We start from the raw sequence: 14,991 nt of genomic DNA, 5'->3' as shown, positions 1-14,991 counted from the left end.
GGAAACTATCAATGGACGTATTAGAGAAAGCATTATTGGTTGATGAGCTCAAGCATCTCGTTGTTGGGCTTAATAATGATAAAACATCACTGTTTGAAATCGCAAAATCGAAGCAGCGAATTAAGGATATTTGTGCATCTTGTGATGATCCTACTTTTCAAGATCAACTCACGCCTTTCAAAAAATTTATTCAACAAGAAGAGTTTTCTGCGGAAGAATTAGAGAAATTTGGTTTTAGTATGACCTATCGCGGCACATTTAATTTTATGGGTCGCGTTGAAAATACGTTATTTGCTTCTGGTGAAATGGGTTGGGCAGCATTACGTCAAGCTCAACATTGGCAAATATGGGTTATTCGTCCATCATTATCTTTTCTGAAAAGCCCTTGGTTTACTTCAACTGAGCAAGCATTAGATTGGTTAAAAAATACTGGTCAAAGTTATGTCAAAACGGATGAAGAGCTGAAAAGTCTTATTCCTGTACTTGAACCTATTCAAACACCAATCGCTGATGCAGCTGTGAATTCCAATCAAACACCAGCAAAAGATACAATCTCGATTATCAGAGAGCAAAGTATCCATTTTGAATCGCAGCTTCAGGCCATCATCGAAGAAAAAATTCAACCCGTGACAACTGCAAAACCACTGGAATCACAAACCAATTTACGTACAAAATCAAGTTTTAGACAAAATCAGTCTATTGCAAATTTAAATAATAAAGCCAAGCCTGTTGCGCTGAAAGATTTTAACTTAGATGGCTTAGTTTGTCGCTTGGAACGCATCGATCCAAAAACTTTTCCATCGTTGTATCGTGTAGATTTACATGACGAAATTGATCAAAACATTAAAATTGATTGGCTCTATTTAAAAGCTGAAAATGATGTACAACCAGTTTGGTCAAAAGCACAAATTTTTGTGGCGGAACAGCTCTATGCCCAAGGGCAATTTTCTCATTATGTCGTCTTGATTGGTACTCATAGTATTGAATATGCGACTACTGTTTTCCAAACGTACACCGATCAAAGACATACTAAAACCAGTTCAATTCATCAAACTGATTGGGTCACATTCAAACAACATTACCATCAACATGAGCTACTATTTAATGAATGCATCATGAACGGTAATCTAGTTTGGCAGCGTGATGAACGAGCATATCCTTATATTCCCGTGTCTTTCATTAACACCAAAAAATTTATTCCTTTTGATGAAACCACTGCAACTTTTTTGACCCCAGTCATTTTATTGAAAGAGCATCAGAAAATTCGTGTGATACATGGGGCTGAACGTATTAAACTTTCAAATGAGGATCAAGCTTATCCTTATTTATTACTTGATCGTGCGGATGGTTATACATGGCAACTGATTCGCCAAGTGATTAGTCGTCTACCACAACCCATTTCAGTACACGACTTATATCAAGCATTAGAAGCCGCTGACGTTACATAAATAATTAAATCTACGAATACCATAAGTCATCACTACTTGATGAGTAGTTGATGGCTTATTTAATTTCAGTACAACAATATCATTCTGTTTTGCAGCTTTTTGTGTCTATCTATTGATTTTATTAATGAAATAATCAAAAGTTAAACGAAGAACAACATAAAAGTTTGAATCATGAATATTTTGCAACCAACGGTATCAATTCGTATATTTTATAGCTTAATTGCACTTTCTTTAGGTACGGCGACACTGACACATGCTACTGAGCAGCAAACGCATGAGCCTAATAGCAAAAATAGCGAGGATTTTTTAGACTATGTTCCAAAGTTGGTGGATGCAACGCCAACAATACTCCCTGAACAGGCTAACTACCCGATTGTTCCACCGACATCTGAAACTGAAGACAAAACTTGGCTTGATCGCAAACAACGTGATATTCGCAATTGGGCTGACAAAACTTCTGTCAAAATTGATGATTGGTTTGGTGATGTTGATCCTGAAAAACCTGCAAATGCTACGATTCGCTTTATGCTAGATAACTATTGGAATGAATATGATCAGTACGAAGTTAAACCTCGTATTCGCGGTAAAATTAAACTTCCAACATTAGAAAAAAAACTAAGTGTGGTGTTTGGTGATGACTCTTTGGATGATGAGTTTGATAACAATATTACTAATACCAATAACCAACCGAATCAAGATCCTGATAAACGATTTGATTCTAAACAAACACGTGACAGTAATGGTTCCATCGCGCTACGTTGGTCAAATTTTTCTAAAAAAATTCCCTTTGAAACAGATGCAGATATAGGTCTACGTTCAGGAGATGATGTTTATCTTCGTTTAAAAGGTGAAAAGCACTGGGAATTAGATAACGATTTTCATTTTAACGCTGAACAAATCTATCGTTATGGGAGTAAAAGTGAAAATTATCTCCGCACGAAATTAGAGTTAATTCATGCTCGACCAAATCAACCTTTTTTATCAAATCAATTCACTTTAACTTATGCAGATAAACAAGATGATGACTTATGGTGGGATAATCGAATATTCCGTCAGCATCAATTCTTTGCACATAACAACTTTAATTATGGGATTTACACAGGCGGTTATTATAACAACAATGATTTACGCTTAAATAGCTGGGGGCCATTCGTATCATGGCGTCAACCACTTTGGCGTGAATGGTTCTATGTACAAGGTGATGTGAGCTATCTGAATGACCACCGAGCTGATCGTAATCACTTTGTGAGTACCTTCGTTCGACTTGAAACCCTATTCTAATGATTACAATGCCCTCTTGAGTACTCAGGGGGGCATTTAAAACATAAGTGACTTAGGACTGTATTATTTTTTTGAAAATGATCGCTCTGGTGTAATTGACCGTATATGCAAAATGAACTGAACTATTTAAACATTCCTGCAGATAAACAAGGTAATCATTTCAGCTATCAGATGAGCTTTGAAGCGCACTTCTGATGGAAATAGCAGCACCACTGTGGATAACTTTAAAGTTATCCACACGCATAAAAAACCTCCGCCGAAGCAGAGGTTTTTATCAAAGCACTTATTTCAATAATAAGCTATTGATACGTTTCACATAGGCCGCAGGATCTTCAGGTAAACCACCTTCAGCAATCACCGCCTGATCAAAAATCACATTGGCCAAATCATCGAACTGAGCTGAGTTCTCTAATTTTTTCACCAATGGATGTTCAGGATTAATTTCTAAAGTTGGTTTAATCTCAGGAACTGCTTGTCCAGCTTGTTTCAACATACGAATGAGTTGCGGAGAAAGCTCACCTTCACTGGTCACCAAACATGCTGGTGAGTCAACCAAACGTGTAGTCACACGTACTTCTTTAGTTTTATCTTTTAATGAACTACTTAAACGATCCACTACAGGCTTAAATTGTTCTGCTGCTTGCTCTAGAGCTTTTTTCTCTTCAGCATCCTGTAAGTCGCCTAGATCCACCGCACCTTTTGAGACATTTTGTAATGGTGTGCCATCAAACTCAAATACAAAGTTCATTGCCCACTCATCCACACGATCTGCCATGAGTAAAACTTCAATGCCCTTTTTCTTAAACAGTTCTAGCTGTGGTGAATTTTTTGCAGCAGTTAAGCTATCCGCAGTTACGTAATAAATCGCTTTCTGCCCTTCTTTCATGCGTGCTTTATAGTCTGCAAAAGAAGTATTGATTTCATCGCTAGTTGAAGTCGCATAACGCAATAATTTGAGGATACGCTCACGATTACCCGTGTCTTCACCTAGACCTTCTTTCAACACTGAGCCAAACTCGGTATAGAAAGTCTTGAATTTCTCTTGGTCTTTTTCATCTTCCGATTTCGCTAAACCATCAATCAATGTCAACACGCGACGTGCATTACCTTCACGAATGGTTTTTACATCACGGCTTTCTTGCAATAATTCACGGCTGACGTTCAGTGGCAAATCAGCACTATCAACGACACCTTGTACAAAGCGTAAATAATTTGGAATTAAATTATCCGCTTCATCTAAGATAAATACACGTTTTACATACAACTTGATGCCAGCTTTCGCTTCGCGAGTGAAAAGATCCTGTTTGGCTTGGCTTGGAATATACAATAATTGGGTATATTCAGTACTGCCTTCTACACGGTTATGCGCCCATGCCAAAGGTTCTGCAAAATCGTGACTTAAGTTTTTGTAGAACTCGATGTATTGTTCTTCACTAATTTCACTCTTACTACGCGTCCATAATGCGCTTGCAGAGTTGATCGCTTCCCATTCATCAGTCTTGACCATTTGACCGCCTTTCGGTTCTTCACCTTCTTCTGCGACCTCTTCCTCTTGCCATACTTCTTTTTGCATTTCAATTGGCAAACTGATGTGATCTGAATACTTATTAATGATCTGTTTAACTTTCCAAGACTCTAAATATTCGAGTGCATCATCACGTAAATGCAAAATGATATCCGTACCACGACTTTCTTTCTCAATTGTTTGGACTTCAAACTCACCCGTGCCGCCACTAATCCAGCGCACACCTTCCGCGTGATCTAAACCTGCACGGCGTGATTCAACAGTAATTTTATCAGCAACAATGAAGCCTGAATAAAAACCAACACCAAACTGACCAATCAATTGCGCATCAGCTTTCTGATCACCGCTTAATTTTGACATAAAATCTTTGGTGCCTGATTTTGCAATCGTACCTAGATTTTCAATCGCCTCTTGCTGGCTTAAACCAATACCATTGTCCGAAATCGTAAGTGTTTTATTGTCTTTATCTAAACTGACACGCACACGTAAATTTGGATCATTTTCATAATAATCAGGATGATTAATTCCTTCGAAACGCAATTTATCACACGCATCAGATGCGTTAGAAACCAACTCACGTAGGAAAATTTCTGGGTTGGAATAAAGAGAATGCGTTACCAAATGCAATAACTGAGCAACTTCAGCTTGGAAACTATAATTTTGTGCAACTTGTTCAGTCATAAATCACTCCTTATCTGTGAGGCTTAATCTTTGGAATGATTTATGAATGGTGCATATCTTGGATTTTTCAATCCTAAAAAACGATTATTTCAATTAAAAATCAAATTAGAATGGTCCATTACTTAAAACACGCTCTTGTAATAGTTGATCAAGCTGCTGTTGGCGCTGTAGATACGCGGTTTTAATACAACTGTTCTTTGCTCCACAGCTATTACGCTGTTTTAACCATGCAAACTGTCGATCTTTCTCTGCATCTCGGCCGCCCATTGGTAAAGCATGTAAAATAATTTGGTATGTTGTTGCAAGCTTGACATCAGCATCATTAAGTTCACGAGTATTACAAATCTGTTGCTCTGTTTTTAATTTAACGGCTTTACAGGAAAAACTAGCAGCGTGCGTTTGAGAAAACATCAATAAAGACATAAGCAATAATATTGGTGCTATAACAATTTTCACTTTTTGCTTCCTAAAACAATGACCTTATTTTGAGAATACAAAATCCGATGCTTACAACTTGTAGCTTTTTATATTGAAATTGAAAATCTGAGAAATAAAAAAACCTCACATTAAGTGAGGTTTTTACTAGGATATAATTTAGAACTTATAGCTATAACCCAAGGTATAAACTACTGGGTTAAGATCTAAATCAAATTTAGTCCCATCAATTAACTTCACTTCAGGGCTGATGTCTGCATAACGGACGTCCATGTATACACCCCAGTTTTTCGCATCTGCTGGTTGGAAGTTAAAACCCAATTGGCCTGCAAATCCATAGGCATTTTTTACGTCATCAGCAACGCCCTTTTCGTGCCATGCAATAAATGCTGTACCACCAACGCCAATATATGGTGTAAAACGACTTGCGTTTTTAAAGTTATATTTTGCTGTAATGGTTGGTGGCAACTGGCGAACACTCGCCACTTTTTCACCATTTAATAACACATCATGATTAATTGGATTTGCTAGTAAAATTTCAGCTGAAAATGGAGTATCTCCAAAGAAATATTCAACCGAAGGTGTAAATGCAAATTCATAATCACCTTTAACTACCGCATCTGCTTTTAGAGTTGTATCTGCCGTTGGATCAATTAAACTCGCACCGACCTTGACTTGAAATCCGCCTGCAAAAGCCGTTGAAGATAACCCCAATAATGCAACAACTAATATTTTTTTTAACATTCAAACAACCTCTTTAACAAATTATCTATCTTGTACATAATAATAGACATTATTTTTTACATTATGCAATACAGATGAAATCCGACTATTTTATTTATATTTATAAAACACTGAATAATATAAAATTATATTTGTAAAAATATGTAAAAAATTATAATTCCGACAAATTTAGTCAATTTAAGTCACTATAAAACCTAGCTTTTTTGTATACTTTAAATATCCAATCAAAATAGTAAAGTTATTTTAAATAATACATTTTAAAATAACTTAAAAATATAAATAATCTGAAAATAATAAAATGACAGCATTATACAAATAGATCAATAAAGAGACAAAAAATGTCATAACACATATTATTATTTTGATATCTGTATTATTAAAAAAAATTTTTCTGTGATGTATTTCTCAAACAATAAAAAGGCTCTATAAATAGAGCCTAAATAGAGTTTTAATTTTTTATAAAATCATCGCAGCAATCCAGCCAAAAATGATCAAAGGTATATTGAAATGCAAAAAGGTCGGTACAACACTATCTCTCATATGATCATGTTGACCATCCATATTCAAACCCGATGTTGGTCCAAGTGTTGAATCTGAAGCTGGAGAGCCTGCATCACCTAATGCAGCAGCAGTACCAATGATTGCAATCGTTGCCATTGGACTAAAACCAAACTGTAAACATAATGGCACATACATAATGGCTAAGATTGGTACAGTAGAAAATGAAGAACCGATACCAAGCGTGATCAACAGACCGACCAAAAGCATGACAAATGCCGCTAAGGCTTTACTATCCCCAATCCAACCTGCTGTTGCTTTGACAAGCTCAGGAACTTGATTGGTTGCTTCAATGACCGCAGCAAAACCTTGTGCAGCAATCATGGTAAAACCTACCAGTGCCATCATACGCATACCTGTCACAATCACATCATCGGCTTCTTTCCACTTGAAGATTCCAGCACAACTGAGGATTGCTACACCGACTAAGCCAGCGACAATCATTGAATCTGAATAGAGTTGCACGACAATCGTTGCAAGAATCGCAAATGCGGCCATGAATAATGTGAACTTTGCAATCTGTGGTGCTTGTTGTTCTTGGGTCATTTCCCCCACAATACTACGAGTTACGTTATGTAATGCTTTGTCTTGGTAATCTCTAGGTTTACGATAACTGATAAAAACCGCTGTTAACATCCCCAAGAACATCCCTGATACAGGAATCAACATTGCACGCGGAATTTGGTCATTGCTGATATGGAAGCCATAGCTTTGACCAAAATGATTAATATTGTGCGCCAAAATATCATTCAAGAAGATCGCACCAAATCCCATTGGCAGGAACATATACGTTGCAACTAAGCCGAAGGTCAGCACACATGCAATCGCTCTACGGTCTAAGCGCAGATGGTTAAAAACAGTTAATAACGGTGGGATTAAAACTGGAATGAATGCAATGTGCACTGGAATGACATTTTGTGATGCCACTGCAGCCGCGCCAACTGTGAGAAAAATGAGAAATTTCACCTTTTTCTGAGCACGAACATCTGCATCATTTTTTAGACTTTTAACTAATTTATAAGCGAGTAAATCAGGTAAGCCAGAACGAGCAAGCGCCAAAGCAAAAGCACCGAGTACCCCATAAGCAAGTGCAATTTGAGCACCGCCTCCTAGACCATTATTAAATGCATCTAAAGTACCTTGTACCCCTAGGCCAGCCAACAAACCTCCCGTTAAAGCTCCAATTACAAGTGCAAAAACAACTGGAACTCGCCCCAAGGAAAGGCCGAACATGACAGCAACCGCTGCAATAATCGCGAACATAACTTTGAACTAAATGAAACGAGGGCGCCATTCTAACAGAGTTTAAATTCTACGATTGCTGTCAGTTGATTTTTATTTATGCATTTTTCACGATAAATTGGCGAATATAATCGGCAATTTTTTCTGGCTGGCTCAGTACCGCCCAGTGATTCGCATCAAGCTCAGTATATTCAAATTTTTCAACCCATTTTGGCATTGATTCAGTGATATATTCTGGGCTTACAAACGCATCTCTTTTTAACACAATTGCTTGAACAGGGCATTGTGCATAACGTTGACGTGGTTGGGTAAGAGATGGAATAAAGTTCGCGCGATATAAGTTAATACCATACTTACCATCCGCTACAATATTGGCATTTAGAGGTAAATCTTTCTTTTTCTCTAAGCCATTTAAAATTTTACCCCATTTTTCTGGGCTAAAAAAAGTCCACACCGTTGGTGCGATCAAAGGTAAATGAAACGCACCAATGTACCAAGATTTAGTCAACATTTTTAGGACATTACTTGGTGCTGCTTTAAATTTTTCGCGTAAATATAATGAAGCATGATCTAAGCAAGGACCTGAAATGGTCGTATAAGATAATAAGCGACCTTTAAGTTTTGGCTCAGTCACTGATTCCCATGACTGTAATGATCCCCAATCATGTGCTGCCATATGAAAATCACGATTCGGTAGTACTTGATCAACAACTTCCTGTAAATCTAACGATAAACGTGGCAAACGATAATCTTTAATACGTTTTGGAATCGATGATAGACCTGCACCACGTACATCATAAGTCACAACATAATAGTCATCGACTAATCGTTCAATGATGGGTTCCCATACTTCCTGATTATCAGGATAGCCATGCACTAAGACCAAAGGCGTTTTCTTTTCATTTCCCCACATTTTTACACATAGGGTTTGTTGGTCAGAAGTGGTAACTGTTTTTACTTGTGCTTGCATAATTCTTTCCCATTTTGTTTTAAGCGATGAGGTTATAAATCAACCATTGCCAGCGGTGCACTAAAAATGATACTTATGGAGTATGAATAGAGTTGCAAGAAAAAAAATTGACCATGAAAGACTTTTTCAAAAAAATTCGAACCATTCCAGCGATATCTAAATTTATGATCAATCACTACTCTCCATACCGTGGAGCAGGTATTTCGATTGAGACATTTGATTTAGACAACTACCATATTCGAATCAAAATGCCGCTTACAAGAAAAAATAGAAATATCGTCGGCACCCATTTTGGTGGCAGTTTATATTCAATGGTTGATCCCTTTTATATGCTTCTTTTAATGCACCACTTAGGTCATAAATATATTGTTTGGGATAAAAGTGCGTCTATTAACTTCCTCTCCCCTGGTCGTAGTACCGTCTATGCAGACATCCAACTCAGTGCCAATGAAATAATGGAAATTAAAAAATTGGCTGAGAATCATAAGCCTGTTTTTCGCCATTACACACTCAATATTGTAGATGAAGCAGGCACACGTATCGCGGAAGTTGAAAAAGTTTTATATATCCGTCGAAAAAAAACCAAAGCCACTGTTTCTTGATGGTGTAATTAAAAAACATAAGCCCGCAAAATGCAGGCTTATTGATTAAAACTCAAGACTTTACTATTTCTTTTCTTGAATCGCAGCACCAGCGCCACCACCGATTGCACCACCAATTGCTGCGCCAGAATTACCACCAAAAATTGATTTACCGATCACAGAACCAATACCTGCACCAATCGCACTACTTGTTGTAGAACTGCTACTACCACCTTTGGCATTTGCACCGACACCAGCACCTGCCGCTGCACCGACACCAGCGCCAAGACCACCACCGACATGATTTCCTACACCACCACCGACAGCACCACCAAGCGCTGCTGCACCAATTCGTTGGTCAGATGCACTCATATTTTGGCAACCAGTGAACATCACCGCCGATAGCACTAAAGTAGAAACTATACCTATTGTATTTTTCATAATCATCTCACTCCTGTTTTTCTATTTAAAGCATAATCTTCTTTGATGAGTATTTTGATCATATTGTGTTATCGCAATGTCCTAATCGTTTGATATTTTGTAAAGGCTTCACATTTTTATCGTCACAAAATTAAAATATCAAAATGAAAAAAGAAGCTCTCATTTAGATGAGAGCTTCTTTTTGATTTTTAAATAAGACTAAGCTTATTTTTTAGTATTTACCTTTTTTCTCGCCATATGCAGCACCTGCACTACCACCCAGTGCTCCACCTGTTGCAGCACCTGCTGTACCACCGAGTACAGCACCACCAAGCCAAGCTCCAACACCTGCTCCGATCGCGCTATTACGCGTGTTTTTGCTGTTTGCACCTTTCGCATTAGCAGCAACACCTGCTCCAAGTGCTGCACCCAAGCCAGCACCTAGATTACCACCGACACTTTTACCGACAGCACCACCCGCACCACCACCAATCGCAGCAGAACCGATACGTTTACTTTCTGGACTCGCATGTTGGCAACCCACAAATAAGGTGGTAGACATCAGACCTACGCCAGCAATCATCATCATTTTTTTCATTAGAATTACTCCTCTCTCAGATGTGGGTAGCATAGACTGCTTTAATGAACTGTTTACTTTGATTCAGTAATCAAATACTAATACCCTAATGCGTTTTTGTAACATTTGCTTCTTATTTCCACAAAAAAGGCACCCGAAGGTGCCTTTTTTATTCATTAAAACTTAGAACTGATCTGAGTTCAATGCTTGACTAAATGCTTGATCAACATCACTGAAATCGTTATGTAGTTCGATTTCTGCCGCTTCAGATTCCTGACGACGACGCTCTAGGTGATAAGCAAGACCTGTACCCGCTGGGATCAAACGACCCACAACAACGTTCTCTTTCAAACCACGTAAATCATCTTCTTTACCTGTTACAGCCGCTTCAGTTAACACACGTGTGGTTTCCTGGAACGATGCAGCAGAGATGAACGAGTCTGTAGAAAGCGATGCTTTCGTGATACCCATCAATTGACGTTCAAACTTCGCTGGGAACTTGTTCTGAGCCAAGACAGCTTGGTTTTCACCAACAACACGGATGTAATCCACTTGCTCGCCTTTGATGAAGCTTGTATCACCGCCATCAGTGATATCAACTTTACGCAACATTTGACGTACAACAACTTCAATGTGCTTATCGTTGATTTTTACACCTTGGAGACGGTAAACGTCTTGAACTTCATTCACGATGTAGTTGGTTAATGCAACTTCACCTTTCAAACGCAAGATATCATGTGGATTTTGTGGACCATCAGAAATGGTTTCACCACGGTTCACATGCTCACCTTCGAACACGTTGATCGTACGCCATTTTGGAATTAACTCTTCGTAAATCTCAGAGCCATCATCCGGAGTAATCACTAAACGGTTCTTACCTTTAGTCTCTTTACCGAAGCTTACAACACCCGATACTTCTGCAAGAATCGCATGTTCTTTCGGTTTACGCGCTTCAAACAAGTCAGCTACGCGTGGAAGACCACCGGTAATATCACGGGTACGTGAAGTTTCTTGTGGCACACGACCAAGTACATCACCCACACCAATCGTTGCACCATCGCGAACGGTTACAATCGTGTTTTGTGGTAAGAAGTAGAATTGTTCGCCGCCATCTGTTGTATCCAACACAATCGCAGGACGTAAATCTTTACCAGAAGCAGGACGTGCTGTTACTGGTAAGATTTCAACAGTGGTCATACCTGTAGCATCATCTGTTTTAGAGGTTGCAGTTACACCATCAGCGATTTGGCTGAAACGTGCTTTACCCGCAACTTCTGTAACAAGTGGATGTGTATGTGGATCCCAAGTCGCTACGATACCGCCAGCCTCTACAGCTTCACCATCTTTTAACAAGATGCTTGCACCGTAAGGAAGTTTATAACGCTCGCGCTCACGACCTAAGTCATCCGCAATACCGATTTCACCTGAACGTGAAACTGATACCAAGTGACCTTTGGCATGTTGTACCGTTTTCACGTTGTGGAAACGTACAGTACCTTTGTTACGTACTTGAACACTATTTGCAGCAGAAGTTCGGCTTGCCGCACCACCCACGTGGAAGGTACGCATTGTTAACTGTGTACCAGGCTCACCAATTGATTGTGCAGCCATTACACCGACAGATTCACCTGGGTTCACCAAGTGACCACGTGCAAGGTCACGACCATAACAACGTGCACACACACCGAATGTAGATTCACATGCGATCACTGAACGTACTTTAACTTCATCGACACCCGCTTCTTCAAGCTGAGCAGCAATTTTCTCGTCAATCAATGTACCACGTGGAAGCACAACTTCATCATCAGATGCACGACGTACATCTTCAGCAGTAACACGACCCAATACGCGATCGCGTAATGGTTCAATAACGTCACCGCCTTGAATGAATGGAGTCATCACTAAGCCACCAGCTGTACCACAGTCGGATTCAGTAATAACTAAATCTTGTGCTACGTCTACTAGACGACGTGTCAAGTAACCTGAGTTCGCTGTCTTCAATGCAGTATCGGCCAAACCTTTACGTGCACCATGTGTTGAGATGAAGTACTGAAGTACTGTCAAACCTTCACGGAAGTTTGCTTTAATTGGCGTTTCAATGATCGAGCCATCTGGTTTAGCCATCAAACCACGCATACCAGCAAGCTGACGAATCTGCGCCGCACTACCACGGGCACCCGAGTCAGACATCATATAAATTGAGTTGAATGACTTCTGTTTCTCGTCTTCACCCTGTTTGTTTTTAACAGTTGTGAATGACAAGTTATCCATCATCGCTTTCGCTACTTGGTCATTGGTACGGGCCCAAATATCGACCACTTTGTTATAGCGCTCACCAGCAGTTACGAAACCTTGTTCGAACTGTTGTTCAATTTCACGAACTTCTGTTTCAGCTTTATCAATAATTGTGTACTTGTTCGGTGGAATCAACATATCTTCCATACCAACAGATACACCTGAACGCGTCGCTTGACGGAAGCCCAAATACATCAATTGGTCAGCGAAGATAACAGTATCTTTCAAACCAAGTTTACGATAGCAAGAGTTGATTAACTTAGAGATGTTTTTCTTGGTCATCTCAAGGTTAATCATGTCAAAGCTTAAACCTTGTGGGACAACTTCCCACAACAAGCAACGACCCGGTGTCGTATCAACAATAATCGTTTGTTGTTCACGATGACCATTTTCATCAATCACTGTTTGATGTACACGCACTTTAACACGAGCATGAATCGCAACTTTACCCGTTGCTAATGCACGGTTAACTTCATGCGTATCAGCAAACACCATGCCTTCACCTTTGGCATTTACCGCATCACGTGTGATGTAGTAAAGACCCAAGACAACGTCCTGAGAAGGAACGATGATCGGCTCACCATTTGCAGGTGACAAGATGTTGTTTGTAGACATCATCAACGCACGTGCTTCTAACTGTGCTTCCAATGTCAATGGAACGTGTACCGCCATTTGGTCACCATCGAAGTCGGCGTTAAACGCAGCACATACGAGCGGATGAAGACGGATTGCCTTACCTTCGATCAGAATAGGTTCAAATGCTTGAAGACCTAGACGGTGAAGTGTTGGCGCACGGTTCAACATGACTGGATGTTGACGAATCACAGATGCTAGAACGTCCCAAACTTCTGGTGTCTCACGCTCAACCATTTTCTTCGCAGCTTTAATGGTTGTTGCCTGACCTGAAGCTTGTAATTTTGCGAAAATAAATGGCTTGAATAATTCAAGTGCCATCTTCTTCGGAAGACCACATTGATGCAGACGTAAAGTAGGACCTACGGTAATTACCGAACGACCAGAATAGTCAACACGCTTACCAAGTAAGTTTTGACGGAAACGACCTTGTTTACCTTTGATCATGTCTGCCAAAGATTTCAATGGACGTTTATTCGAACCTGTAATCGCACGACCACGACGACCGTTATCAAGCAATGCATCAACAGACTCTTGTAACATACGTTTTTCGTTACGTACGATAATGTCTGGTGCAGCAAGATCAAGAAGGCGTTTCAAACGGTTGTTACGGTTGATCACGCGACGATATAAATCGTTTAAGTCTGAAGTCGCGAAACGACCACCTTCAAGTGGTACAAGCGGACGTAAGTCTGGTGGAAGTACTGGAAGTACATTCATCACCATCCATTCAGGCTTGTTATTCGAATCTTTGAATGCTTCCATCAATTTCAAACGCTTAGACGCTTTTTTAAGTTTCGTCTCAGAGGTTGTTTGTGGAATTTCTTCACGTAAACGCGCAATTTCAGCTTCAAGATCGATATCTTTCAATAAATCTTGAATCGCTTCTGCACCCATTTTCGCAGTGAATTCATCACCGTGTTCTTCAAGTGCATTGTAGTATTCTTCGTCTGTTAAAAGTTGATACTTTTCAAACGGAGTCATACCAGGATCAGTAACGACATAAGATTCGAAATACAATACGCGCTCGATATCACGTAATGTCATATCAAGTAGTAAACCAATACGGCTCGGTAATGATTTTAAGAACCAAATATGTGCAACTGGTGATGCAAGGTCAATATGACCCATACGCTCACGACGAACTTTTGCAGTTGTTACTTCAACGCCACATTTTTCACAAATGACGCCTTTGTATTTCATACGCTTGTATTTACCACACAAGCATTCGTAATCTTTTACTGGACCAAAGATTTTGGCACAGAACAAACCGTCACGTTCAGGTTTAAACGTACGATAGTTAATGGTTTCAGGCTTTTTAACTTCACCGTGAGACCATGACTTAATCATCTCTGGTGACGCAAGACCAATACGGATACGGTCAAATTCAACGGGTGCATGACCTTCTGAATCCGTTTTCTTACGCATGATATCGAGCAAGTCTTTCAATTTTTTTCTCCGTGTGTTGAGGAGCTAAGCTCGCCCAACTGGGTCACAAATATTGTTTTTTAACTGAATATCCACCCTCAGCCCCTCCTTTTTCTAAGGAGGGAAGCCCCTATTCTTTCGAGTGGGAACTCCCCATTTAATAAAGGGGGCTG

Annotated in this window: 11 protein-coding genes and 1 pseudogene; 4 read left to right on the top strand and 8 right to left on the bottom strand. The window is 39.6% G+C overall.

The annotated features are described in order from the left end of the window. The first annotated feature begins 11 nt into the window (after positions 1 to 11). The 3 genes and pseudogenes from F933_RS10595 to F933_RS17410 all read left to right on the top strand — a co-directional run. Complete coding sequence (locus F933_RS10595; RefSeq protein WP_005061008.1) at positions 12 to 1,448, top strand: hypothetical protein; 1,437 nt, start codon at positions 12 to 14, stop codon at positions 1,446 to 1,448. Positions 1,449 to 1,619: 171 nt separating this feature from the next. After that, positions 1,620 to 2,729, top strand: coding sequence for a hypothetical protein (locus F933_RS10590; RefSeq protein ID WP_005061007.1), 1,110 nt, complete (start codon positions 1,620 to 1,622; stop codon positions 2,727 to 2,729). A gap of 102 nt (positions 2,730 to 2,831) precedes the next feature. Beyond that, positions 2,832 to 2,924 (top strand): annotated as a pseudogene (locus F933_RS17410) (selenocysteine synthase); the annotation flags it as partial. 88 nt (positions 2,925 to 3,012) lie between these two features. Here the strand turns inward: F933_RS17410 and htpG are convergent. The 5 genes from htpG to F933_RS10565 form a co-directional block, all read right to left on the bottom strand. Beyond that, positions 3,013 to 4,935: a molecular chaperone HtpG gene (gene htpG, locus F933_RS10585; RefSeq protein WP_005061006.1), complete on the bottom strand. Its 1,923-nt coding sequence runs from the start codon at positions 4,933 to 4,935 to the stop codon at positions 3,013 to 3,015. A 105-nt stretch (positions 4,936 to 5,040) separates the two neighbouring features. Then, positions 5,041 to 5,358, bottom strand: a complete 318-nt coding sequence (locus F933_RS10580; protein WP_191089214.1) for a lysozyme inhibitor LprI family protein — start codon at positions 5,356 to 5,358, stop codon at positions 5,041 to 5,043. A gap of 171 nt (positions 5,359 to 5,529) precedes the next feature. Beyond that, entirely contained in the window at positions 5,530 to 6,114 is a 585-nt protein-coding gene (locus tag F933_RS10575) for an OmpW/AlkL family protein (RefSeq protein ID WP_005061002.1), read from the bottom strand. Between the two features lie 456 nt (positions 6,115 to 6,570). After that, positions 6,571 to 7,935 (bottom strand): Na+/H+ antiporter family protein, encoded by a 1,365-nt coding sequence (locus F933_RS10570; protein ID WP_005060999.1) that lies wholly within the window; start codon positions 7,933 to 7,935, stop codon positions 6,571 to 6,573. A 76-nt stretch (positions 7,936 to 8,011) separates the two neighbouring features. Then, positions 8,012 to 8,884, bottom strand: a complete 873-nt coding sequence (locus F933_RS10565) for an alpha/beta fold hydrolase (RefSeq protein WP_005060997.1) — start codon at positions 8,882 to 8,884, stop codon at positions 8,012 to 8,014. A gap of 92 nt (positions 8,885 to 8,976) precedes the next feature. On the opposite strand from F933_RS10565, the gene F933_RS10560 reads away from it, so the two are divergent. After that, positions 8,977 to 9,486 carry a DUF4442 domain-containing protein gene (locus F933_RS10560; protein WP_034710755.1) on the top strand — a complete coding sequence of 170 codons (510 nt, stop codon included), beginning with the start codon at positions 8,977 to 8,979 and terminating at the stop codon, positions 9,484 to 9,486. Positions 9,487 to 9,549: 63 nt separating this feature from the next. On the opposite strand, the gene F933_RS10555 is transcribed toward F933_RS10560, so the two are convergent. The 3 genes from F933_RS10555 to rpoC form a co-directional block, all read right to left on the bottom strand. Next, positions 9,550 to 9,906 carry a YMGG-like glycine zipper-containing protein gene (locus F933_RS10555; RefSeq protein WP_005050909.1) on the bottom strand — a complete coding sequence of 119 codons (357 nt, stop codon included), beginning with the start codon at positions 9,904 to 9,906 and terminating at the stop codon, positions 9,550 to 9,552. A 211-nt stretch (positions 9,907 to 10,117) separates the two neighbouring features. Further along, positions 10,118 to 10,483, bottom strand: coding sequence for a hypothetical protein (locus F933_RS10550; protein WP_005060994.1), 366 nt, complete (start codon positions 10,481 to 10,483; stop codon positions 10,118 to 10,120). 162 nt (positions 10,484 to 10,645) lie between these two features. Beyond that, positions 10,646 to 14,839 (bottom strand): DNA-directed RNA polymerase subunit beta', encoded by a 4,194-nt coding sequence (gene rpoC, locus F933_RS10545; protein WP_005050905.1) that lies wholly within the window; start codon positions 14,837 to 14,839, stop codon positions 10,646 to 10,648. Positions 14,840 to 14,991: the final 152 nt, after the last annotated feature.

Origin of the sequence: Acinetobacter beijerinckii CIP 110307 (assembly GCF_000369005.1) — a bacterium.
Taxonomy (GTDB): domain Bacteria; phylum Pseudomonadota; class Gammaproteobacteria; order Pseudomonadales; family Moraxellaceae; genus Acinetobacter; species Acinetobacter beijerinckii.
This window is presented reverse-complemented; position numbering and strand designations above follow the sequence as displayed.

What these genes read in the sequence shown, in the direction of transcription:
- F933_RS10580 (WP_191089214.1), bottom strand. Translation starts at nt 5,358, where the DNA reads ATGTCTTTATTGATGTTTTCTCAAACGCACGCTGCTAGTTTTTCCTGT.
- htpG (WP_005061006.1), bottom strand. Translation starts at nt 4,935, where the DNA reads ATGACTGAACAAGTTGCACAAAATTATAGTTTCCAAGCTGAAGTTGCT.
- F933_RS10565 (WP_005060997.1), bottom strand. Translation starts at nt 8,884, where the DNA reads ATGCAAGCACAAGTAAAAACAGTTACCACTTCTGACCAACAAACCCTA.
- F933_RS10575 (WP_005061002.1), bottom strand. Translation starts at nt 6,114, where the DNA reads ATGTTAAAAAAAATATTAGTTGTTGCATTATTGGGGTTATCTTCAACG.
- F933_RS10555 (WP_005050909.1), bottom strand. Translation starts at nt 9,906, where the DNA reads ATGAAAAATACAATAGGTATAGTTTCTACTTTAGTGCTATCGGCGGTG.
- F933_RS10570 (WP_005060999.1), bottom strand. Translation starts at nt 7,935, where the DNA reads ATGTTCGCGATTATTGCAGCGGTTGCTGTCATGTTCGGCCTTTCCTTG.
- F933_RS10550 (WP_005060994.1), bottom strand. Translation starts at nt 10,483, where the DNA reads ATGAAAAAAATGATGATGATTGCTGGCGTAGGTCTGATGTCTACCACC.
- F933_RS10590 (WP_005061007.1), top strand. Translation starts at nt 1,620, where the DNA reads ATGAATATTTTGCAACCAACGGTATCAATTCGTATATTTTATAGCTTA.
- F933_RS10595 (WP_005061008.1), top strand. Translation starts at nt 12, where the DNA reads ATGGACGTATTAGAGAAAGCATTATTGGTTGATGAGCTCAAGCATCTC.